Annotated in this window: 15 protein-coding genes; 10 read left to right on the top strand and 5 right to left on the bottom strand. The window is 50.0% G+C overall.

The genetic code is table 11. From position 1 onward, the window contains the following. Positions 1-126 precede the first annotated feature (126 nt). The 3 genes from H4F65_RS03925 (at position 127) to H4F65_RS03915 (ending at position 3,520) form a co-directional block, all read left to right on the top strand. Complete coding sequence (locus tag H4F65_RS03925) at positions 127-1,743, top strand: peptide ABC transporter substrate-binding protein (protein ID WP_010276801.1); 1,617 nt, start codon at positions 127-129, stop codon at positions 1,741-1,743. Between the two features lie 123 nt (positions 1,744-1,866). Continuing rightward, the gene (zntB, locus tag H4F65_RS03920; protein WP_010276805.1) at positions 1,867-2,850 is read left to right on the top strand and encodes a zinc transporter ZntB; all 984 of its coding nucleotides are present in this window, start codon (positions 1,867-1,869) and stop codon (positions 2,848-2,850) included. A gap of 493 nt (positions 2,851-3,343) precedes the next feature. Then, the gene (locus H4F65_RS03915) at positions 3,344-3,520 is read left to right on the top strand and encodes a hypothetical protein (RefSeq protein ID WP_010276808.1); all 177 of its coding nucleotides are present in this window, start codon (positions 3,344-3,346) and stop codon (positions 3,518-3,520) included. Between the two features lie 121 nt (positions 3,521-3,641). Here the strand turns inward: H4F65_RS03915 and ttcA are convergent, their stop codons facing one another. Further along, entirely contained in the window at positions 3,642-4,577 is a 936-nt protein-coding gene (gene ttcA, locus H4F65_RS03910; protein WP_010276810.1) for a tRNA 2-thiocytidine(32) synthetase TtcA, read from the bottom strand. A gap of 469 nt (positions 4,578-5,046) precedes the next feature. Between ttcA and H4F65_RS03905 the strand changes: the two genes are divergently transcribed. The 4 genes from H4F65_RS03905 to H4F65_RS03890 all read left to right on the top strand — a co-directional run bounded on the left by H4F65_RS03905 (position 5,047) and on the right by H4F65_RS03890 (position 10,063). Beyond that, positions 5,047-7,431: a colicin-like bacteriocin tRNase domain-containing protein gene (locus H4F65_RS03905; protein ID WP_010276813.1), complete on the top strand. Its 2,385-nt coding sequence runs from the start codon at positions 5,047-5,049 to the stop codon at positions 7,429-7,431. Next, positions 7,428-7,700: a colicin immunity domain-containing protein gene (locus H4F65_RS03900; RefSeq protein ID WP_010276816.1), complete on the top strand. Its 273-nt coding sequence runs from the start codon at positions 7,428-7,430 to the stop codon at positions 7,698-7,700. Before H4F65_RS03905 ends, H4F65_RS03900 begins: the two co-directional genes overlap by 4 nt. A 978-nt stretch (positions 7,701-8,678) precedes the next feature. Next, on the top strand, positions 8,679-9,494 hold the full coding sequence (locus H4F65_RS22215) for a lipid II-degrading bacteriocin (protein ID WP_010276821.1): 816 nt from the start codon (positions 8,679-8,681) through the stop codon (positions 9,492-9,494). A gap of 278 nt (positions 9,495-9,772) precedes the next feature. Continuing rightward, complete coding sequence (locus H4F65_RS03890; protein ID WP_039319826.1) at positions 9,773-10,063, top strand: putative hemolysin; 291 nt, start codon at positions 9,773-9,775, stop codon at positions 10,061-10,063. A 33-nt stretch (positions 10,064-10,096) separates the two neighbouring features. Here the strand turns inward: H4F65_RS03890 and H4F65_RS03885 are convergent, their stop codons facing one another. The 3 genes from H4F65_RS03885 to H4F65_RS03875 all read right to left on the bottom strand — a co-directional run bounded on the left by H4F65_RS03885 (position 10,097) and on the right by H4F65_RS03875 (position 14,682). Next, positions 10,097-11,089 carry a 2-hydroxyacid dehydrogenase gene (locus tag H4F65_RS03885; protein WP_010276827.1) on the bottom strand — a complete coding sequence of 331 codons (993 nt, stop codon included), beginning with the start codon at positions 11,087-11,089 and terminating at the stop codon, positions 10,097-10,099. 118 nt (positions 11,090-11,207) lie between these two features. Further along, positions 11,208-12,761 (bottom strand): methyl-accepting chemotaxis protein, encoded by a 1,554-nt coding sequence (locus tag H4F65_RS03880; RefSeq protein WP_010276829.1) that lies wholly within the window; start codon positions 12,759-12,761, stop codon positions 11,208-11,210. A 367-nt stretch (positions 12,762-13,128) separates the two neighbouring features. Then, on the bottom strand, positions 13,129-14,682 hold the full coding sequence (locus H4F65_RS03875; protein WP_010276832.1) for a methyl-accepting chemotaxis protein: 1,554 nt from the start codon (positions 14,680-14,682) through the stop codon (positions 13,129-13,131). A gap of 372 nt (positions 14,683-15,054) precedes the next feature. On the opposite strand from H4F65_RS03875, the gene H4F65_RS03870 reads away from it, so the two are divergent. Beyond that, the gene (locus tag H4F65_RS03870; RefSeq protein ID WP_010276835.1) at positions 15,055-17,646 is read left to right on the top strand and encodes a YdbH family protein; all 2,592 of its coding nucleotides are present in this window, start codon (positions 15,055-15,057) and stop codon (positions 17,644-17,646) included. A gap of 15 nt (positions 17,647-17,661) precedes the next feature. Beyond that, on the top strand, positions 17,662-17,895 hold the full coding sequence (locus H4F65_RS03865) for a YnbE family lipoprotein (RefSeq protein WP_010276838.1): 234 nt from the start codon (positions 17,662-17,664) through the stop codon (positions 17,893-17,895). A 77-nt stretch (positions 17,896-17,972) separates the two neighbouring features. On the opposite strand, the gene H4F65_RS03860 is transcribed toward H4F65_RS03865, so the two are convergent. After that, positions 17,973-18,578, bottom strand: coding sequence for an FMN-dependent NADH-azoreductase (locus tag H4F65_RS03860; protein ID WP_010276841.1), 606 nt, complete (start codon positions 18,576-18,578; stop codon positions 17,973-17,975). Positions 18,579-18,883: 305 nt separating this feature from the next. Between H4F65_RS03860 and hrpA the strand changes: the two genes are divergently transcribed. Beyond that, complete coding sequence (gene hrpA, locus H4F65_RS03855) at positions 18,884-22,771, top strand: ATP-dependent RNA helicase HrpA (protein ID WP_010276844.1); 3,888 nt, start codon at positions 18,884-18,886, stop codon at positions 22,769-22,771. Positions 22,772-22,785: the final 14 nt, after the last annotated feature.

Here is a 22,785-nt window from a genome sequence, read left to right as displayed (position 1 = left end):
AAATCGGCCCGGAGACGCAAACGGCGATGTGGGCTGACAAATTGCGGGGGTATCGCTGGATGATAGCGCTGATTTCTGACTATTATATTCTTCAATCAATTCATTAAGCTTTCAGGTCAAATCATCATGCACTATGGATATTCTGCATTTTATGCCGCGTTGATGGCGGCCATGACGGGCAATGCCGTCGCGGCGCAGGTTCCGGCGGGAACGGTTCTGGCTGAGAAGCAAGAAATCGTTCGTCACATTAAAGATGAACCCGCTTCTCTCGATCCGATAAAAGCGGTAGGGTTGCCCGAAGCTCAGGTGGCACGCGATCTGTTTGAAGGGCTGGTCAATCAGGACGCGAAAGGGAACCTGGTCCCGGGTGTAGCGCTGCGCTGGCAGACGACCGATAACCGCACGTTTATCTTTACCCTGCGTGATAATGCCCGCTGGTCTAACGGTGAACCCGTTACGGCAAAGGATTTTGTCTACAGCTGGCGTCGCTTGGTCAACCCTGAAAACAGCTCGCCGTTCGCCTGGTTTGCTCGACTGGCGGGGATTCAGAATGCCGAGCAGATTCTCGCGGGCAAGCTGCCCGTCGATCAGCTTGGCGTGACGGCCGTCAATGATCACACGCTGAAAGTGCAGCTCAGCAAGCCCGTACCTTATTTTGTCAGCCTGACGGCAAATTTCAGCCTGTTCCCGGTGCATCAGGCCACGATAGAAAAATTCGGCAACGACTGGACGAAACCGGGCAATCTGATTGGCAATGGCGCGTTTAAGCTGGATCAGCGCGTCGTCAATGAGAAGCTGGTGCTCACGCAGAATCCATATTATTGGGATAACGCCCACACGCGCCTGACAAAGGTGACCTTTGTTCCGATCAATCAGGAATCGAACGCGACGAAGCGCTACCTGTCTGGGGATATCGATATCACTGAGTCGTTTCCTAAAAACCTGTACCAGAAGCTGCTGAAAGACTTGCCCGGCCAGGTTTATACGCCAGATCAGCTTGGCACCTATTATTACGCGTTTAACACGCAGCGTGCGCCGACCAATGACGTACGAGTGCGAAAAGCGCTGTCTTACGCCATCGATCGTAAAGTGATTGCGGAAAAAGTATTGGGCACGGGGGAAAAGCCGGCCTGGCACTTTACGCCGGATGTCACCGCGGGCTTCAAACCGACGGAAAGCCTGTTGCAGCAGTATTCTCAGGATGAACTGGACGCGCAGGCAAAAGCGCTGATGGCAGCGGCGGGTTACGGCCCCAATAATCCGCTGAAATTATCGCTGCTGTACAACACGTCGGAAAGCCACCAGAAGATCGCGATTGCCGTGGCCTCCATGTGGAAGAAGACATTGGGCGTAGACGTGCGTCTGTCCAACCAAGAGTGGCAAACCTATATCGACAGCCGCAACAGCGGCAATTTTGATGTCGTGCGAGCGTCCTGGGTCGGTGACTACAACGAACCATCGACATTCCTTTCGTTGCTGGCGTCGCACCACAGCGGGAATATCGCGCGCTTTAAAAATGCGAATTACGATCGTGTCCTGGATGAAGCGGGTAATCAGACTAACCCGCAGGCGTTGAATGCGGACTACAACCGGGCAGAGCAGATTTTGATGGATGAAGCACCGATTGCGCCGATCTATCAATACACCAACGGGCGCTTGATCAAACCGTGGGTGAAGGGCTATCCGATTACTAACCCGGAAGACGTGGCATACAGCCACATGCTTTACATCGAAAAGCATTAAGTACTGTAGTAATACATCGAATGATGTGGCAATAAAGTAGGGGCGATCGTGATGGTCGCTCCTTCTGGCAGAGTACAACACTGATAGCAACAGAACTGATAGCAAAACCGTTGGAGGCAAGACGTGGAATCCTTGGCAGGAAAAGAGTTGCAACACAGCGGTGCGGTTCATGCGTATCAGTTGGATGGAAAGGGGGGCGTGACTCCGATTGGTGAGCAGGATGTGGTTAACAGCGAGAAACCCTGCTGGTTACATCTGGATTCAACCTTGCCTGCCAGCGTGCGCTGGTTGAATAAAACAATGCTGGTGCCGGATAGCGTACGCAATGCGTTGGCGGGGGAAAGCGTTCGTCCCAGAGTCACGCGTTTGGGTGAAGGTACACTGATCACGCTGCGCAGCATTAACCTAAATGCCAATGCGCGGCCGGATCAACTGGTGGCCGTTCGGGTATTCATTACCGACAAACTGATTATTTCTACCCGACGCCGTAAGATTCTGGCTATCGACGAGATTCTCACCGACCTGAAAGAAGGCAATGGCCCGACGGATAGCGGAAGCTGGCTGGTCTCTATCGCGGAATCGTTGACCGATCATACCAGCGAGTTTATTGATGATTTGCATGAGAAAATCATCGATCTGGAAGAGGATTTGCTGGAGCAAAAAATTCCGCCGCGTGGCGAGCTGGCGCTGATTCGTAAACAGCTTATCGTATTACGTCGCTATATGACGCCACAGCGCGATGTATTCTCGCGGATTTCCGGCGAGAAACTGCCCTGGATGCAGGATGACGATCGCCGCAGAATGCAGGAAATTGCCGATCGATTAGGGCGCGGGCTGGAGGATTTGGATGCCAGTATTGCGCGCACCACGGTACTGTCGGATGAAATCACCGCGTTGATGACCGAAGCGATGAACCGCCGTACCTATACGATGTCGCTTTTGGCGATGGTTTTCCTGCCGACGACGTTCTTAACCGGCTTATTTGGCGTCAACTTAGGGGGAATTCCCGGCGGCGATGCACCGTTTGGTTTTTTCACGTTCTGCCTGATGTTGGTGATATTGGTAGGCGGCGTTGCATGGTGGTTAAAACGCAGTAAATGGCTATAACGACTTACGGTGAGTGGATGCGCAGATAATCACAAACTGTTGTGAACGGCTAAAAAACCACGCGTAAATTGAGCGATATCAACATTTTTTACCCTATTGTGCGGCACTATCATTCCCGCAGGTGAATGCAACGTCAAGCGATGGGCGTTGCGCTCCATATTGTCTTACTTCCTTTTTTGAATTACTGCATAGCACAATTGATTCACACCATGCCGACAGTTTTGTCGGCTTTTTTTTGCCCCTCGATCCTGACCTTTTCCGTCACCCTTCAAGCGACGTTGTAAAATGCCTTTGGCATTTTATTATGGTGGGCTAACGCGCCATACCCTTCGGGCCGTCGCAAGCGACGTTATAAAATGCCTTTGGCATTTTATTCATTAGCTTACTACGCTTAAAGAGACGCGCTAGCGTTGTTTGACCAGCCGTAACGCATGTCTGTACTGCTTCAGTAGCTGGATTTGCCTTAACATTATCCAACACCGAGGAGGAAAATATGCTCACTCAAGACGCGACGGATTATCTTCAAGCTGACACGGTTCCGGTTGAACCGATTCCCATTATACCGAACGATCCGATACCGCATCCGCTTCCCGATCCACCGCCCATTCCTGACCCGCCACCGACAGGGCCGGAACACGAACCTGTCATTGAACCACCGCAAGACCGATAACGGCACTCTACGTAACAGAAAACGGCAATAAAAAACACGGTGGTGAAACAGCAACCGCTGCTTCTTACCACCGTGTCTCTATTCTTTACGGCAATACCATTCCCTCACGAGAATGTCGCACTTATTTTATTTCCAGCACGTCAAGGCGGGTCACTGATGGCACGTCGTCGTCATCTTCCGGCTGCCAGCCAACGGGCTGCAACGGCAGTTCTTCACGGTCAAAAGCCAGATCGCCACCGTCCACCACGTCGCTACCGTGACGAATACCTTTAAAATCGAACAGCGCATGATCGGCAAGATGAGAAGGCACAACGTTCTGCATGGCGCTGAACATGGTCTCAATGCGGCCAGGATAGCGTTTGTCCCAGTCGCGCAGCATGTCTTTAATCACCTGACGTTGCAGATTTGGCTGCGACCCGCACAGGTTGCACGGAATAATCGGATATTGACGGGCTTCAGCAAAGCGTTCGATATCTTTTTCACGGCAGTAGGCGAGAGGGCGGATGACGATATGCTTACCGTCGTCGCTCATCAGCTTCGGCGGCATGCCTTTCAGTTTCCCGCCGTAGAACATATTCAGGAATAGCGTTTGCAGGATATCGTCGCGGTGGTGACCCAAGGCGATTTTTGTTGCGCCGAGCTCCGTCGCGGTACGATACAGAATCCCGCGGCGCAGGCGTGAACACAGTGAGCAGGTGGTTTTCCCTTCTGGAATCTTGTCTTTCACAATCCCGTAGGTATTTTCTTCGACGATCTTGTATTCCACGCCAATGCTATCAAGGTATTGCGGCAGAACGTGCTCCGGGAACCCCGGCTGCTTCTGATCCAGATTCACCGCAACCAGAGAAAAGTTAATCGGCGCACTCTGTTGCAGATTGCGCAGAATTTCCAGCATGGTGAAGCTATCTTTCCCGCCGGACAGGCACACCATGATGCGGTCGCCTTCTTCGATCATATTGAAATCAGCGATAGCTTCGCCGACGTTACGCCGCAGGCGCTTTTGCAATTTGTTGAGATTGTATTGCTGTTTTTGGTTAATTTGTTGATTTTCTAACATTTTTATCTGTGCTCGTTGCAAAAGGCGTTGCGGATGGAAAACGGTTCAGCGCAGACGCCAACACGGTCTGCACGATCATGGCGTGTATGGTACGGATTACGGCGACGAATGCCAGATCGTTTTACAGCGGTAACAGAATTACCCGATGGATGAGAAAGAGTAGCTAATTTTTTGCTCACCTTTGCGCGCTTGTTCCCCGTGATTTTCATTTGAGATTGAAGCGCTTCCAGTGCAGGTCTAACTAAGGGAATTGTGAAAGGATATGGAGAACACGACGCGGGAGGTTGACGCGCTGAATGCTCAGATGATGCAGACCATTCAGGGACAGATTGATAAAATAGATTTTTAAAATCAGTTTATTAACTGTGTTTATGAAATTAGGCGAATGCTTTAGCTAGTTCAGAGAAGCCTCTATAATTGCATTACTGTATAAAAAAACAGTAATGCGATTTTCTGATGGAGAACTTCAATGATTAAGTACCGTTTATATGCTCCAAACGATGGAGATACAATGACCGTTGATGGTGGCGGTGGTTGGGATTCACCGGCGAACGATGACCGCAAGGGGGGTAATGACAGGAACAATGATAAAGGTGGCTCTGCCGTTGATTTTAGTAAAAACCCAGAAAAGCAAGCTATCGTAAATCCTTATTTGGCAGTCGCTATACCGATGCAGGTTTATCCTCTTTATGGAAAGCTAGGGTTCACAATAAATACGGCGGCAATTGAGACTGAACTCGCAAATGTCAGAGCAGCAATTAACACTAAACTTGCAGCACTCAGTGCAGTGATTGGCAGATCACTTCCGGTCGTTGGGCGGGTATTTGGTGTTACTGCCGCCGGAATGTGGCCCTCTAGTACCGCTCCCAGTAGTCTCGATTCTATATACAATCAAGCACATCAGCAGGCTTTAGCCCAGTTAGCTGCTCAACAGGGAGTATTAAATAAAGGGTATAACGTTACAGCAATGCCTGCAGGTTTCGTCAGCAGTTTGCCTGTCAGTGAAATCAAATCATTGCCAACAGCTCCCGCCAGTTTACTGGCACAAAGTGTGATTAATACCGAACTTTCCCAGCGTCAACTGGCTCTTACTCAGCCCACGACGAATGCACCAGTCGCGAATATTCCCGTGGTTAAAGCGGAGAAAACGGCAGTACCTGGCGTGTATTCGGCGAAAATTATTGCTGGTGAGCCTGCATTCCAAATCAAAGTCGATAATACCAAACCAGCTTTGGCACAGAATCCGCCGAAAGTAAAAGATGATATTCAGGTATCTTCTTTCCTTTCCTCGCCGGTAGCTGATACGCATCATGCATTTATTGATTTTGGCAGCGATCATGAACCTGTGTACGTGTCTCTTTCAAAAATTGTCACCGCCGAGGAAGAGAAAAAGCAGGTTGAAGAAGCTAAACGCCGTGATCAGGAGTGGTTGTTGCGACATCCTGTTGCAGCGGCAGAGCGAAAATTAACTGAAATCCGTCAAGTGCTCTCTTTTGCTCAACAGCTTAAAGAAAGCTCTACGGAAACCATTTCCGAAAAAACCAAAACTGTTGCGGTTTACCAAGAACAGGTGAATACAGCTGCGAAAAATCGCGACAATTTTTATAATCAAAATAGGGGACTGTTAAGTGCAGGTATAACTGGAGGGCCGGGATATCCTATTTATCTTGCTTTATGGCAGGATATGAATAATTTGCATCAGGCGTATTTCAGGGTAAACAATGCATTGGAACAGGATAGTCAAGTTCTGAACCAGGCTCGTTCTGATCTGGCTAAGGCTGAGCAATTGCTTGCTGAGAATAATCGGCTTCAGGTTGAAACGGAGCGAACGCTTGCCGAAGAAAAAGAAATAAAACGCAACAGGGTTAATGTATCAACATTTGGCACAGTGCAAACTCAACTTAGTACACTGTTGTCAGCATTTTATGCTGCTACATCTGGAACTACTGCATCTATTTCCCAAAATGTTCCTTCTGGGGCATTAGCCTCTTTTTCATATAATCCACAAGGGATGATTGGCAGCGGTAAGATTATTGGGAAGGATGTCGATATTTTATTTTCCATCCCAGTAAAAGACATTCCGGGATATAAATCTCCTACTAACTTGGACGATTTAGCCAAGAAAAATGGAAGTCTGGATCTTCCCATTCGTCTGGCATTTTCTGATGGGAATGGAGAAAGGGTTCTTCGGGCATTCAAAGCGGGTAGTCTGCGAATCCCTTCGAGTGTCAGAGGTGTAGCGGGGAGTTATGACAAAAATACGGGTATTTTTAGCGCAGAAATTGATGGTGTTCCATCTCGCCTTGTACTGGAAAACCCAGCGTTTCCTCCGACCGGAAATGTCGGTAATACGGGTAATATTGCACCTGACTATAAAGCATTACTGAATACTGGTGTTGATGTTAAACCTGTTGATAAAATCACAGTTACGGTAACACCAGTTGCAGAGCCGGTGGAGTTCGATGATTATATCATCTGGACACCGACAGCAGATGGCAGCGGAGTTGAACCGATTTATGTGGTGTTTAACGATCCCTTGGATTCAGATCGGTTTACTCGTAAGCAACTGGACAAAAAGTATCTTAAACATGCCAAAGATTTTGATATTGTTGATACCAGAAAAAATAGTGAAACACTGACTAAATTTAGAGATGCAATTATTACACACTTAGAGGGAAAAGAAACTTTTGAAAAAGGGACATATCTACTTGTGAAGGATTCAAGGGTTTTCTTTAACCCGAAGACGAATAATGTTGTTGTCATGGATAAGGATAATAAATTTATTTCCGGTTGGAAGTTGGATGTTGATTCTCAGCAGTATAAAAACTACGTTAATAATGGGGTGTTAAGATGAGTAGTAAACTTATTGATTTTGCGAGGGATTTTGTTGAATCTAAAATTAATGCTGATAATTTCTCAGATTCTTACATTCTCATGTGGAAAGAAGAAAGGGATGCTAATCGGTTGTCAATCGATGGGAAAGAAGTAGATGAAGCGTCGTCTAGTATTTTTTGCTTGGCTGATTGCTATAATCCAGAATCGGATCGTGATAATTACGAATTCGACGAAGCTAGTTTAAGAAAAGAAATAAAAGCCACGTTGGAAAAATTCAAACTTCTTTGATATCTCTTGCGTGTAAGAAAGATACGCGCTAAATTCCCCAAAGATACCGGAGTATGCCTTAAAAAGCTGCTCCGGTTTTTTATACCACAAATTTGGTATCGGCCCTCTTCGGAGGGCTTTTTTGTTTGTGCCGATAAGCACTTTAGCAATAAAGCGCTTATTCACATGGGCAGCGATTCGTATTTTCCCTTTCGGGTCTATCCGACAAATAGGCATGCAGGAGTAATAACGTGAGTGTTGATATTAATCATTTAACGGGGGGGCACGGACCTTAATGATCTGCAAGATTAGTAGCAGATACCTAAAACCTTCTGTGTATTCCCCGGTGCAGTGGCTGGTGCTTAATTGGAAATCAATGTAGAGCGTTTGCCTTCTCCTGCTAGTATTACTGATCATCGCCGCAGAATGCCCAGTTATTCCCGTGGAAATTTCCTACCTTCTGCAACTCTTAAGCATGCAGGTAACATCACAGTAAAAGAGTGATGGTTATAAATAATTCAATGTGACTGAAAATATTCAGTGTGGATTTTTCAGGAGAGACTGTTAGCAACAGTGTCTGAAAAGAAATGAATGGAATGTAAATAATAGGTAATGAGATTAAAATGATTCATGAGGGTTTAATAAAATCATCTGGTGGATTTTTTAAAAGGGTAGTAATACTGCTTTCATAAAAAACAGTCTTATATTCCTCTTGTTCACTCGCTTAGTAATATAGGTTGATTAGTCTTTTGTACTAATCGACAAACTACCTGATTGGTAAATCACTTTAAAATAAGAGAAAAGTTATTAAGCGTAATGTATTTATCGCGCTGTGACTATCACCATCTATTGAGCGAAAACCCTCGCGATGTTCATGAATTAATTTAATAAAGATACTGGTTTTTACTGTACAAATAAAAGGCGGTTCAGATGTGAGCGCTCAAGGAGGATTCACACGCGATTAAATAATTTTAACTGTTAAAAATGAAAGGAATAAAAATGGCTACTTATAAAGTTAAAGATGTAACTACGGGCGCTGAAATCGAAGTTCCTGATGATAAATATATTTTAGATGAATTTGAGAAGCAAGGTGTTAATTTACCTTATTCATGCCGTGCTGGTGCATGTTCCTCCTGTGTTGCTTTAATTTCCAGCGGTGAGGTAGACCAATCTGATGGATCGTTTCTAAGTGAAAAACAGGAGAAAAAATACATTTTGACGTGTTGTTCTTATCCTAAAAGCGATTGCACCATTGAAACTGGCTATGAAGATAAAATATTAGAAGATTTTGAAATTGAATTGGCAGAAACTGGGTTGGAATTTTTTAATGACCTGAAAGATAGTCTTCCTCGCTCTGGGGAGATATTAAGCGGTGTAACTGCTCCATTTGAGGCTTTTGACCATTATCTTTTTGGGAATGGCGTGGAAAGGTCTATAAATATAAATGATGTTGGTTTTAATATTAACGTGTCACAAATACCACCTATCATGTCTTTATTAAATGGAAAAAATGTGGGTCGTTTTGATATTGGAAGCGATTTCGTTCGTAATACAGCGCTGGATGGTTATTCTGTGGCTGCATATCTCGGGAATATAACTATGAGAACGGAAGGGGTTCTTAATGTTAAATCCGACGGAACATGGCAGTATGAAGGCGTTATCCGGTCATATAATGACACTTATGATGCGAATCCAAGTACACATCGAGGTGCATTAGGAGAGTGGGCAACAGGTGTGCTTAATAATTTATCGGGTACACCCTATGAAATCAGAATCCCAGGTGAACTGAAGATCAAGGAAAATGGAAAGAAATAATCATTTAATTTAAAACGAATCAGCAAAATCATATCGCTATTCTGATGATCAATAGACTGAATATTGTGATGATGGTTACAATATTCAGTTTTTTTATCAAAACATCATTATTATTTATATCGACTTTTTATAGAAGTTCTGGCTATGAATCAACGGTAACAGGTGTTGACTGATGTGATTTGTGATAGATATAGTCCTCGTCTGAAAAATCTATTCGACAGGTGTTGATGCCAAACGTGGTATCAGCACTTTCGCTCCACCCGATCCGAGGCCAAAACATGAAACTATTGCCATGGCTATGTACTGCCGCTGCGCTCCTGCTGGCAGGATGCAGTAATCATAGTGAGAACACTGTCGCAACTCAGCAAAACGCCACGCAAAATGATGACACGAGCACCGTGGTGTTGCTGAAAAGCAGTTCGCCGGTTGACGTTAACTGTACGTTGATTGGTGGAACGATGGCGATCTCCCGGCAGCTTGATGGTGCGAGCGTGGGAGCCTGTCAGTTAGCCAACGGTAAGCGTTGTAGCGAACAATCGCTGATGAATGGAAGTTGCCCGGCAGGGTGAGTGTTGCGGCAGTCAGCACTGCCGCAGGAAAACTTAAGAGGTAACCAGATTTGCGCAAGGCGCGTTCTGGCTGAGGTCTTTCAAGTTCTGTAGCGTGGTTTGGGAAATGCTGATTAGCGCTTCTTCCGTCAGGAACGCCTGATGCCCGGTAAATAGCACGTTGTGGCACGCGGATAAGCGGCGGAAAATATCGTCCTGAATCACATCGTTGGATTTATCGGCAAAGAAGAGATCGCGCTCGTTTTCATAAACGTCCATACCCAGCGCGCCAATTTTCTGTTGCTTCAACGCGTCGATAGCGGCCTGTGAGTCGATTAGTCCACCACGGCTGGTATTGACGATCATGACGCCGTTTTTCATTTGTGCAAAGGCCGCCTGATTCAGCAGATGATGATTCTCCGGCGTCAGCGGGCAGTGCAGGGAGATGACGTCCGCATTGGCATACAGCGTTTTTAGATCGACGTACTCCGCCCCTAATTCCAAGGCCTGCGGGTTTGGGTAGGGATCGAAGGCCAGCAGTCGCATGCCAAAGCCTTTCAGGATGCGCATGGTGGCGATGCCGATTTTTCCGGTGCCGATAATGCCCGCCGTCCGGTTGTGCATATTGAAGCCAATCAATCCTTCCAGAGAGAAGTTCGCGTCGCGAGTACGCTGATAGGCACGGTGAATGCGGCGGTTAAGCGTCAGCATCAGGCCGACTGCATGTTCGGCGACGGCTTCGGGGGAATACGCGGGAACGCGTACCACGCTGATACCCAGCTCCTTAGCGGCTTCCAAATCGACATTGTTAAAGCCTGCACAGCGCAGCGCCAGCGTTTTAATGCCCAACGCAGCCAGTTCGGTCAACACTTCGCGCCCACCGTCATCGTTCACAAAGATGCAGACGGCCTGACAGCCTGCGGCGGTTTTTGCGGTGCGTGATGTCAGCATAAAATCAAAAAACTCTAGCTCATAGCCAAACTGCTGATTGACCTGTTCCAGATATTTACGGTCATACTGCTTCGTGCTGTAAATTGCCAGTTTCATTGATAGTTTCTCCGAAAAATCCTTAGGTTAAGCTATCAGAAAATCGTGCGGTGACAAACCGTTACCTGACTGACAATAACGGTTTGAAATTGAGAGGCAAGAATAGCGTAGAACGATGTTAGCGAGACGTGCTGAAAACTGATACAGCTTCGGACATTGTGGAGATCTGCTGTTCCAGGCTGTTAATGGCAGAACTGGAATGTGTCGCTAAAATGGTGTTCTGGCGCGTCAATTCATCAATGTTGTTCACCGCCGAGTTAATCTGCCCCAGCCCTTGCGATTGCTCTTGTGTCGCCAGGCTGATTTGATTCACAAGCTGCGTTACCTGCTGCACCTGAGTCAATATATTGTTCATCGACTGGCTGGTGTGGTTGACCAATTTATCGCTGGTATGAATGTTCGCGATTGTGGTATCGATAATCGCCGCGATGTCTTTGGCGGCAGCGGCGCTACGTTGTGCCAGAATACGGACTTCTCCCGCGACCACGGCGAAGCTCTTGCCCTGTTCTCCGGCGTGAGCGGCTTCTACTGCCGCATTGAGCGCCAGAATGTTGGTCTGGAACGCCAGATTATCCAACACGCTGATGATGTCGGTAATCTCTTTACTGGAACGGGTCATGACCGCCATGGTGTCCGTGACCTGACTCACCGCTTTCTCACCGGCATCGACGGCCTGATTGGCATCGTTCGCGCAGCGTGTTGCCAACTGTGAAGCCGAGGCGTTGCTTTGAATCGTCGCTGTCAGTTCTTCCATTGATGACGCGGTGGATTGCAAACTTTGCGCGGTATCTTCACAGCGCTGGCTTAGCGTGTAATTCCCGGAAGCAATCTCGCCGCAGGCGTGGCGCAGTTCGGCCAGCTTGCCATTGACATCATCGACAAACGTGCGGAAATTCATGCCGGATTGATTGACGGCCCGTAATAACATGCCAACTTCATCCACGCGATTAAGTTGAAACGCATTATCAGCCTGTCCAGATGCGGAATTAATAGCTTGGCGTAGAATCTTTTCCAGTGGTTTTGCCAGGTGTTGAACTAATAATTCACTGGTTATTACCGCGCCAGTGAGTAGCACCAAAACAAAAACTAATAGCGGTGTAGTGAGTGGGAGGGTAGCGAGTAAGAAAAGTAGTGCGAATAGCATGAAAAGGAATACGTAGCTTCTTATCCGCCAACGTACGGGAATAACGTTAAATAAGCTAAGAAGTTTTAGCGGTCCTTTATAAATCAGCAGTCCCTGAAAGAGTCGGCGGTTCTTTAATTTATTCTCATTCATTTGATGGTAAAGCGCTTCAGCTTGCCGAATTTCTTCCTGTGAAACTCGGGTCCGTACCGACATATATCCTGTTATTTTTCCTTCTTTCATTAGTGGTGTCGTACTGGCTTTTACCCAGTAGTAATCGCCATTCTTGCGGCGGTTCTTGACGACGGCCGTCCAGATTTTACCTGCCTTCAGCGTGGCCCACATGTCGGCAAACGCCTGTGGGGGCATGTCTGGGTGGCGCACGATATTGTGAGGTTGGTGGAGGATTTCCTCAAAGTCGTAACCACTGGCATCAATAAAATCGTCATTGGCATAAGTGATATGGCTATCGGTGGTGGTAACCGACATCAGCTTGGCTTTTTCATTTAATAAATACTGAATATCACTGACCGGAAAATTCTTACGCATTTATTGATCCTTTTAGTATAAGCAAGCATAAACGTAATGTTTTTAGATCCATTAACTAACGGAAAGCGATGAGTGCTATTTAATTAACGGCAATCTTCACGAAATACTTAGCGAGTAGACTTATATATTCTTACTAGTTTCGTCCGTTATTTTTTCTTTAGGAAATCGTTATTTTTCTTTAGAGAAGTCGTCGCCTAACCCAGCTTGCTGCCAGAGCATGCGCCGATGATCAAAAACATTCATTTGTTAAGTATATTATGACTCTGCGAATTTGCACTGTGGCCAACGGATGTTGAAGAAAGGGAAAAATGACGAGTAAACAGGGAAACGGACGCCCTGATGTGAGCGCCCGTGAAGATGAGATTAGCTAGCGGGAAAGGCTGAAGACAGAGGCTGCCTGCACCATGCTTGATATCTGCTGTTGCAGATGATCGGTGGCCGAATGCGACTGACTGGCTAACGCGGTATTCTGATGCGTGAGCTCATCGATACGGTTTACCGCTTCATTAATTTGATCTAACCCCTGAGATTGTTCCTGCGTTGCGAGGCTGATCTCATTCATCAAATTGGTGACGTGCTGAACCTGCAGCAGAATATTGCTCATGGATTTATGTGTGTGTGAAACCTGCTGTTCGCCGGTACGAATACTATTCAGCGTTTCGTCAATAATGGTCGAGATATCGCTGGAAGAAGAGGCGCTGCGCTGCGCCAACGAACGTACTTCACTGGCGACCACCGCAAAGCTCTTACCCTGTTCTCCGGCATGGGCAGCTTCAACAGCAGCGTTCACGGCTAGAATATTGGTCTGGAACGCGAGATTATCCATCACGCTGACGATATCCGTAATCCGTTCACTGGAACGGGTGATCGTCTCCATCGTATCGGAGACCTGGCTGACAGCCTGCTCACCAGAGTTTACTGCCTGATTCACATCCTGCGTATAGAGTGAGGCTTGAAGCGAGGCTTCCGCATTACTTTTTATTGTTGCAGTCAACTGTTCCACGGAGGCGGCGGTTTGTTGCAGGCTTTCCTCCGTTTCCTCGCAGCACTGTGCCAACGTATGGTTGCCTTGCGCGATTTCATTACAGGCGTTTTTCAGCTCGCTCAGATTGGTGTTCACATCGTCTACGAAGGTGCGGAAATTCATACCGGACTGATTTACCGCGCGCATTAACATGCCAATTTCATCCACGCGATTAAGCTGCGTCAGGTTGTCCGCCTGCCCGGCGGCGGAACGCATGGCCTGAGCCAGAATTTGCTCGATAGGACGGGCAACATGGTGCACCAGAAGCTCGCCACTGACAAAACAGCAGGCGATAAGCAGCGGGAAGAGTACGGAAGCCAATGCCGTTCCCGCCAACACGGAATAGGCGGCGATGAGCGGAATCAGGCTAAAGAGCAGAAAATAGCTGCGGATGCGCCAGCGTAGCGGCATGGTTTTAAAAAGACTCAGTATGCGCAATGGCCCGGTATAAATAAGCAGGCCATGATGGAAGGTGCGATATTTCAGTTTACCTTCGTTTGCACTGGCATAGAGTGCCTCAGCCTGGTGAATCTCTTCGGGCGAGGCGGCGGTCCGTACGGACATATAACCGGCAATTTCACCGCCTTTTCTCAGCGGTGTGGTGCTGGATTTTACCCAGTAATGGTCGCCATTTTTGCACCGATTTTTCACAATCCCCGTCCAGATATTGCCCGCGCGCAGCGTTTTCCACATATCTGCGAAGGCGGCTGGTGGCATATCCGGGTGTCGGATAAGATTATGGGGCTGCCCCATCAGCTCATCAGTGGTATAGCCGCTGACATCAATAAAATCTTTGTTTGCGTAGGTAATGTGGCTTTCTGGCGTGGTGACCGACATGAGTCTGGTTTTTTCAGAAAGAGGGAGTTGGCGGTCGGTTACAGGGGTGTTATTACGCATAAAGCAGTCCTTGATATGCTGTGTCCGAATACTGATTTAACATGAGGCATACCCACGACAATAAATCAGCGGATAGCGGTAATGGTTCAGGTCGCTCATTGCTTTTTTTAAGGCGGTCGGGCAGAAGGAGATAATCCTGATATCCACCCGTAAACGCTTTGTTCATGATGAGATAACGTGATTTATTACAAAATATAACCTCAATTAAACATTTTACCACGAAAGGGTAATGAGTACGTATGCACAATAGTAGTAAATGTGAGTTAGATGGGACTGTTTGTTAACAAAAAGAGCGATTTGTGAATGAATAATCGACAGAGTCATACAGGACGAATTTTTACCGCTATTGAACAGGATGATTAACTCGCGCTAATGATTAAAAAACGTGCACTTTCAATGGCTTTTCTGTTCGCCGTATTGCTGTTCCTTTCCTGGCGAGCATTGCCGCAGTGGCTACCGCGCCTTGCCAACATTTGGCTCCCGACGGAGATGTCTTTGACCGTGAATGGGACGCCTGGCTGGCAGGGCGGTGGGCTGCATAGCGCAGGGTTCAGACTTATGGCCGGGGAGTGCACGCTCGTTGACGTACGGAATATGACGCTACGTTGGTATAGCTGGCGATGGCATGTCGATATTGATGCCGTGACGTTAAACAGCGACTGCCTGCAATATGTGCCAGCAAGCAGCAGCACTGAGCCAGCGGCGCAGTTGGCGCAATGGCAGCAGCGATTGCCTGCTGCCGATATTCAGGTGAAGACGTTTACGCTACAGCCCTGGCAGGATTACGCCGGACAGCTGCGACTCAGCAGCGACGGCAAGCGACAACAAACGCTGGATTATCAGGGCGATCAACTGGCGTTTAAGGCAGAACTGAACGAGAAACGTCTGACCCTGCATGAGAGCATGCTCTCCACGCCGGCAGGGTTCGTGCGCCTGCAAGTCAGTGGTGAGATGGAACTGGCCGATACGCTGGATGCTGCACCGGTGCAGGGACGGCTCACCGGAAAACTGGATTCAGGGCAAACGCCGGATCCGCTTTCGCTCCTGTTGGACTGGCATCATCAAGCGGGTGAGCTGGTACTGCATGCGGCGAATGATGAGACGCCGCTGATATCGCTGCCGTGGCGGTTGACGGATGAGGTCATTCAGGTGACTAACGGCGTCTGGCGCTGGCCTTATGCCGATCAGCCGCTCTCCGGGCAGGTTGCTATGACATTACAGCACTGGCGGCAAGGATTGGATGCCACCACGATTAACGCGCGGTTGAACATGCTGACGCAAGGGCATAATGGCAAGGCGAACGCCGTGTTGGTGCTGGGACCGGGCAATATCGGCCTGCTCAACAGCGAATTGCGCTTTCAGCTTACCGGGCAGGCAAACTTACCCGCACTCTCCCTGACGGCGACGCTGCCGGGGGTATTGCAGGGCTCTATTCTCAATCCCGAACTTTCTCTTTTACCCGGGGCGCTGCTGCGTGCCTGGGGAACGCCTGCGCCGCAAATTTATCTTGAAGAAGCACGCTGGCCGCTGGCGGGCGTCCGAATCAGTACAACGGGCGTGAATGGGCGACTACAGGCGATTGTGAAGGCGCGGGAAGCATACTGGGGGCGTTTCAGCCTGCACCTTGACGGTCAGGCACAGGATTTCTTGCCGGATCAAGGGCAGTGGCAATGGCGTTATTGGGGCAATGGCCAGCTACCGCCGTTGAAAGGTCAGTGGGACGTGGCCGGCCGAGGCCAGTGGCAGGATACCCTGATTGAAGTCACCCAGTTGTCGAGCGGTTTGGATCAGTTAGGCTATGGCATTGTGACGGTGCATCAGCCCCGCCTGACGATCACTGAGCCGATCCGGTGGCAGCGCGATCGTTCAGGTGAACATTTTCAAGGCGCGCTACAACTGGCTTCCGAACGGGCGCACTTCAGCAACGGAGGCTACTTGCCGCCTTCGTTGCTAACGCTGGCGATGCAGGGGCGTAGCCCGGATGATTTCCAGCTACAGGGGCAGCTACAGGCTGACGATATCGGGCCGGTCAGGCTGCGCGGCCGTTGGGATGGGGAGAGATTGCGCGGCGGCGCGTGGTGGCCTACACAGCCGCTTAAAGTGTTTCAGCCTTTGCTTTCTCCGCTGTTAAAAATGAACATCCGCGCCGGACAGTTTTACGCGCAGGCGGCATTCTCTGCTGCACGTAAAGAAGGATTCAGCGCGGGCGGACATTGGGTCGTGAAAAACGGCGGGTTGTGGCTACAGGATGGTGAGGTGAGCGGCGTCAACTTTGTCCTGCCTTACCGTCTGAAAGATCAGCGTTGGCAATTGGGCGTCAAACAGCCTGTTGCGCTGCGAATTGACGTGCTGGATAACCTGTTTCGGATGAGCAATATCCGCGTCGATCTCCAGGGGTTTTACCCGTACAGTGAACGACAACCTCTGGTTATGTCTCAGGCCGATATGGATGTATTAGATGGGCATATTGGCCTGTCCACGCTGCGTTGGCCACAGCGGGAACCCGCGCTGTTCACCGTGAAGAGCGTGAATCTCAGCGAACTCATTACGGTGCTGAAGCAAAAGCAGTTTGCCCTGTCTGGGCGCGTGAGCGGTACGCTTCCACTGAATTTTAATCACCCGACCATGCTGATTGAAGGCGGACGAATTACCAATGATGGTTTTCTGACGCTGCGGCTGGATAACCAACTGGCTGATGAGTTAGCGAGTAAAAATCTGGCAGGCGGGGCAGCGATTGGCTGGCTGCGCTATCTGGAGATTGGGCGTTCTTATGCCACGCTTGATCTGAATAATCAGGGCGAATTGACATTAACGTCGCAGGTGCAGGGGAAAAACCCGCAGCTCAGCGCGAAACGCCAGGTGATTCTTAACTATCGCCATCAGGAGAATATCTTCCAGCTATGGCGCAGCTTGCGTTTTGGCGATAACTTGCGGGATACGCTGGAGCAGCAGGCCAATGAATAAATTCAAGGTAGAACAATGGACAAGTGCGAGACATTGCTGGCGGTAGGTTGCACGGTCGCTTTCCTGACGGGGTGCGTGCCGCGTATCGAAGTGGCTGCGCCCAAAGAACCGATCACCATCAATATGAACGTGAAGATCGAGCATGAGATTCACATCAAAGCGGATAAAGAGGCGACGCAGTTGCTGGAAAGGTCGGACAATGCGGCTGGCGATGAGATAAAGAAAAGCGCGCCGGAAGGCGCGCAATAATCAAGCCAAGTAAACCAATGGCAAGGTCGGTAACAATGATCCGTTATAAACAATCATCCGTTATAAACAACGATTCTTTATGCGGTGACCAGTTGAGACAGCTGGGTTTTCGCCGCTTCGGTGGCTTTCTGCGCCACATCCGGGCCGTAGCCGTAACCTTCTGCGAATACGAACTCAAGATCGGTCAGACCAAGGAAGCCTAGGAAGACGCGCAGGTACGGTTCCAGCAGGTCGGTTGGTGTGCCTTTATGAATGCCGCCACGACTGGTTAATACAATAGCGCGTTTACCTTTCACCAGACCTTCTGGGCCTTGCTCGGTGTAGCGGAACGTCACGCCAGCACGGGCAACCAGGTCGAAGTAGTTCTTCAACTGGGTAGGAATGTTGAAGTTATACATCGGTGCGGCGATGACGATAATGTCATGCGCCTGCAATTCCGCGATCAGCTCGTCGGACAATTTCAGGGCTTCCTGCTGACGTGGGGTCAGTGCAGCATCGGAAGGACGCAGTGCGCCGACCAATTCGCCATCAAGAACGGGAATCGGCTGAGCGGCCAGGTCACGGACGGTGATGCTGTCGTTCGGATGTGCAGACTGCCACTCGGTGGTGAAGTGGTCGGCCAGTTGGTTTGACTGAGAATAACCTGCCAGAATGCTTGATTTCAGAACCAATACTTTGCTCATTGCCAATTCCTTTAGTGATTGAAGTGGGCGACAACATAACGCCCCTTGATGCGTCACATCTTATGCGGTGATCTGGAAAGAGAAAAGTGCAAATATTCGAGGTCTTTATTCGATTTTATTGAATAAGACGATGTTTGACTAAGACCGGGCAGGGACGATTAGAGCCGTTTATGACAATGTGCTACTATCCACGGCTTAAAAATTTCGTGCCTTGCAAGTAGATTAGGCTCCATCGAGCCAGATTCGGCGGCGAGCATCGCCCCGGCAGAGACAAGAATTAGAGAAAACGATTAAGGAAGAGCAACGTGAAATCACCTCTCAGTGCATTATCTACGCAGTTAAGTGAGCTAATGCTTCGCGATCGGCAACGTCTGCGCCGCCGTTTACAGGGCGCGGCGAAGGTCAGCAGCCCGCAGGCTCAGGCGGCGATCGCTCAGGAAATTGAGGGGGAAATCGCTGTCGCGCGCCAGAAAGTCGAGAACCGGCGGGCAAGTTGTCCGGCGATTCACTATCCCGAACAGTTGCCCGTTAGCCAGAAAAAAGACGAGATACTGGAGGCGCTGCGCCATCATCAGGTGATTATCGTTGCGGGTGAGACGGGCTCGGGTAAGACCACGCAGTTGCCGAAAATCTGTCTCGAACTGGGGCGCGGCGTGCATGGTCTGATCGGCCACACGCAGCCGCGTCGTCTGGCAGCCAGAACCGTTGCTGACCGCATTGCTGCCGAGCTGGAAACGCCGCTGGGTGGCAGCGTAGGGTATAAAGTCCGCTTTAACGATCAGGTGAGTGACAATACGCTGGTCAAACTGATGACCGACGGTATTCTGCTGGCGGAAATTCAGCAGGACCGCCTGTTGATGCAGTACGACACGCTGATCATCGATGAAGCGCACGAACGCAGCCTGAATATCGATTTCATCATGGGCTATTTGCGCCAGCTGTTGCCAAAGCGCCCTGATTTAAAAGTGATTATTACGTCGGCGACCATCGACCCACAGCGCTTCTCCCGCCACTTTAATAACGCACCGATCATTGAAGTGTCCGGCCGGACCTATCCGGTTGACGTGCGCTATCGTCCCGTGGTGGAAGACGCTGATGACAGCGATCGCGATCAGCTACAGGCGATTTTTGATGCGGTTGATGAACTGACGCGCGAAGGGCCGGGGGATATTCTGGTCTTCATGAGCGGCGAACGCGAAATTCGCGATACGGCAGAGGCGCTGACCCGTCTGGACTTGCCGCATACCGAGATCCTCCCGCTGTACGCCCGCCTGTCGAATCAGGAACAGAACCGCGTCTTTCAGTCACATCACGGCCGCCGTATCGTGCTGGCGACCAACGTGGCGGAAACCTCGCTCACCGTGCCGGGGATTCGCTATGTCATCGATCCGGGCACCGCGCGCATCAGCCGCTATAGCTTCCGCACCAAGGTACAGCGCCTGCCGATTGAGCCCGTTTCGCAGGCGTCTGCGAATCAGCGTAAAGGCCGCTGTGGCCGTGTCGCCGCTGGGGTGTGTATTCGTCTCTATTCCGAACAGGATTTCCTGTCACGGCCTGAATTTACCGATCCTGAAATTCTTCGCACCAATCTGGCTTCCGTTATTCTGCAAATGACGTCATTGGGGCTAGGTGATATCGCCGCGTTCCCGTTTGTTGAAGCGCCGGATAAGCGCAATATTCAGGACGGCGTAAGGCTTCTGGAGGAATTAGGCGCGATTAATCTGGCCGAGAACGGGCATTACCGCCTGACGCCGCAGGGGCAACAGCTGGCGCAATTGCCGATCGATCCGCGTTTGGCGCGAATGGTGCTGGAAGCGCGTAAAACCGGCTGTGTGCGTGAAGTGATGATCATCACCGCTGCGCTGTCGATTCAGGATCCGCGCGAAAGGCCGATGGATAAGAAGCAGGCATCGGATGAGAAACACCGCCGTTTCGCCGATAAAGACTCCGATTTTCTGGCTTTCGTCAATCTGTGGGACTACCTGCGTGACCAGCAAAAAGCGCTGTCTTCCGGCCAGTTCCGTCGCCAATGTCGCACCGATTTCCTTAACTACCTGCGCGTGCGCGAATGGCAGGATATCTACACGCAGCTGCGTCAGGTAGTGAAAGAGCTGGGGCTACCGGTCAATAGCGAGCCAGCCGATTACCTGAGTATTCACTGCGCGCTGCTCACTGGCCTGTTGTCGCATATCGGGCAAAAAGATATTGAGAAACAGGAGTTCAGCGGTGCACGTAACGCACGGTTTGCGATTTTCCCAGGCTCCGGATTATTCAAAAAACCGCCTAAGTGGACGATGGTGGCTGAGCTGGTGGAAACCAGCCGCCTGTGGGGACGCATTGCCGCGCGTATTGAACCTGAGTGGATCGAGCCGCTGGCCCAGCACCTGATTAAACGGAGCTACAGCGATCCCCATTGGGAGAAAGCGCAGGGCACGGTGATGGCGCAGGAGAAGGTGACGCTCTTCGGGCTGCCGATTGTTGCGGCGCGCAAGGTGAATTACAGCCAAATCGATCCGACGCTGGCGCGTGAAATGTTCATTCGCCACGCGCTGGTGGAAGGCGACTGGCAAACGCACCACGCCTTTTTCCGCGCCAACCTCAAATTGCTAGCGGAAGTGGAAGATCTCGAACATAAATCGCGCCGCCGTGACATTCTTGTGGATGACGAAACGCTGTTTGCTTTCTATGACCAGCGGTTGCCGCACGATGTGGTGTCGTCGCGCCATTTTGACACATGGTGGAAAGCCGCTAGCCGGGATAATGCCGACCTGCTTAATTTTGAAAAGAGCATGTTGATTAAAGACGGCGCAGAGAAGGTAAGCGCGCTGGATTATCCGAACTTCTGGCATCAGGGCAGCCTGAAATTACGCTTGTCTTATCAGTTTGAACCGGGCGCGGACGCCGATGGCGTTACGGTTCATATTCCGCTGCCTATTCTCAATCAGGTGCGTGAAGAGGGCTTCGAGTGGCAGATTCCCGGCGTGCGCCGCGAACTGACGATCGCGCTGATTAAGTCATTGCCTAAGCCGTTACGTCGTAACTTTGTTCCCGCGCCGAACTATGCCGAAGCGTTTCTGGCCCGTACCACGCCATTAGAGAAAGGGCTCTTGGATGCCCTGGAACGTGAGTTGAGGCTGATGACGGGCGTCACGGTGCCACGCGAGGCGTGGCAGTGGGATCAGGTGCCCGATCATCTGAAAATCACGTTCCGCGTTATTGATGAGAAGAAGCGGACGCAGCGGGAAGGCAAAGACCTGAATGCGCTGAAAGATCAGCTCAAGGATAAAGTGCAGCAAACGCTGTCATCCGTAGTGGATGATGGGCTGGAGCAGCGCGGTCTGCACGTCTGGAGCTTCGGTTCGCTACCGGACTGCTATGAGCAGAAGCGTGGCGGCTACTCGGTTAAAGCCTATCCGGCGTTAGTGGATGAAAAGGATAGCGTGGCGATTCGCCTGTTCGACACGCCGCACCAGCAACAGCAGGTGATGCGGCAGGGGCTGCGCCGTCTGTTATTGCTGAACATTCCGTCGCCGATTAAATATCTGCATGAAAAGCTGCCGAACAAGGCGAAACTCGGTCTTTACTTCAATCCGTACGGCAAAGTGTTGGATCTCATCGATGACTGTATCGCCTGCGCGGTGGATAAGCTGATTGAATCATCCGGTGGTCCGGTCTGGCAGGAAGAGGCCTTCCAGCAACTGCATGAAAAAGTGCGTGCGGAGCTGAATGATACGGTGGTTGATATCGCCAAGCAGGTTGAGCAAATCCTGACGGCTGTCTTCACCATTAACAAGCGTCTGAAGGGGCGTGTAGATATGGCGATGGCGCTGGCGTTAAGTGATATCAAGAGCCAGATGAATGGGCTGGTGTTCCGTGGCTTTGTGACCGAAAACGGCTGGCAGCGTCTGCCGGACGTGCTGCGTTATCTGCAAGCGATAGAGCGCCGTCTGGAGAAACTGGCGCAGGATGTTCACCGCGATCGGGCGCAGATGCTGAAAGTGGAACACGTTCAACAGGCGTGGCAGCAGTGGTGGAATAAGCTGCCTGCTGAGAGACGTGACGACGACGATGTGAAAGCGGTGCGCTGGATGCTTGAAGAGCTGCGCGTCAGCTACTTTGCTCAGCAGTTAGGAACTCCGTTCCCAATCTCGGATAAGCGCGTATTGCAGGCGATGGAGCAGGTCGAAGGGTAATGCTCTCGGTATCA

This window comes from Pectobacterium brasiliense, from assembly GCF_016950255.1.
GTDB classification, from domain to species: Bacteria; Pseudomonadota; Gammaproteobacteria; order Enterobacterales; family Enterobacteriaceae; genus Pectobacterium; species Pectobacterium brasiliense.
Note: the sequence above shows the minus strand (reverse complement) of the source record. Positions and strands in the feature narration are given on the sequence as shown.

Bases quoted from the DNA above. Each gene is read 5' to 3' on its own strand.
- H4F65_RS03925 (WP_010276801.1), top strand. From the start codon at position 127: ATGCACTATGGATATTCTGCATTTTATGCCGCGTTGATGGCGGCCATG.
- H4F65_RS03915 (WP_010276808.1), top strand. From the start codon at position 3,344: ATGCTCACTCAAGACGCGACGGATTATCTTCAAGCTGACACGGTTCCG.
- ttcA (WP_010276810.1), bottom strand. From the start codon at position 4,577: ATGTTAGAAAATCAACAAATTAACCAAAAACAGCAATACAATCTCAAC.
- H4F65_RS03905 (WP_010276813.1), top strand. From the start codon at position 5,047: ATGATTAAGTACCGTTTATATGCTCCAAACGATGGAGATACAATGACC.
- H4F65_RS03900 (WP_010276816.1), top strand. From the start codon at position 7,428: ATGAGTAGTAAACTTATTGATTTTGCGAGGGATTTTGTTGAATCTAAA.
- H4F65_RS22215 (WP_010276821.1), top strand. From the start codon at position 8,679: ATGGCTACTTATAAAGTTAAAGATGTAACTACGGGCGCTGAAATCGAA.
- H4F65_RS03890 (WP_039319826.1), top strand. From the start codon at position 9,773: ATGAAACTATTGCCATGGCTATGTACTGCCGCTGCGCTCCTGCTGGCA.
- H4F65_RS03885 (WP_010276827.1), bottom strand. From the start codon at position 11,089: ATGAAACTGGCAATTTACAGCACGAAGCAGTATGACCGTAAATATCTG.
- H4F65_RS03880 (WP_010276829.1), bottom strand. From the start codon at position 12,761: ATGCGTAAGAATTTTCCGGTCAGTGATATTCAGTATTTATTAAATGAA.
- H4F65_RS03875 (WP_010276832.1), bottom strand. From the start codon at position 14,682: ATGCGTAATAACACCCCTGTAACCGACCGCCAACTCCCTCTTTCTGAA.
- H4F65_RS03870 (WP_010276835.1), top strand. From the start codon at position 15,055: ATGATTAAAAAACGTGCACTTTCAATGGCTTTTCTGTTCGCCGTATTG.
- H4F65_RS03865 (WP_010276838.1), top strand. From the start codon at position 17,662: ATGGACAAGTGCGAGACATTGCTGGCGGTAGGTTGCACGGTCGCTTTC.
- H4F65_RS03860 (WP_010276841.1), bottom strand. From the start codon at position 18,578: ATGAGCAAAGTATTGGTTCTGAAATCAAGCATTCTGGCAGGTTATTCT.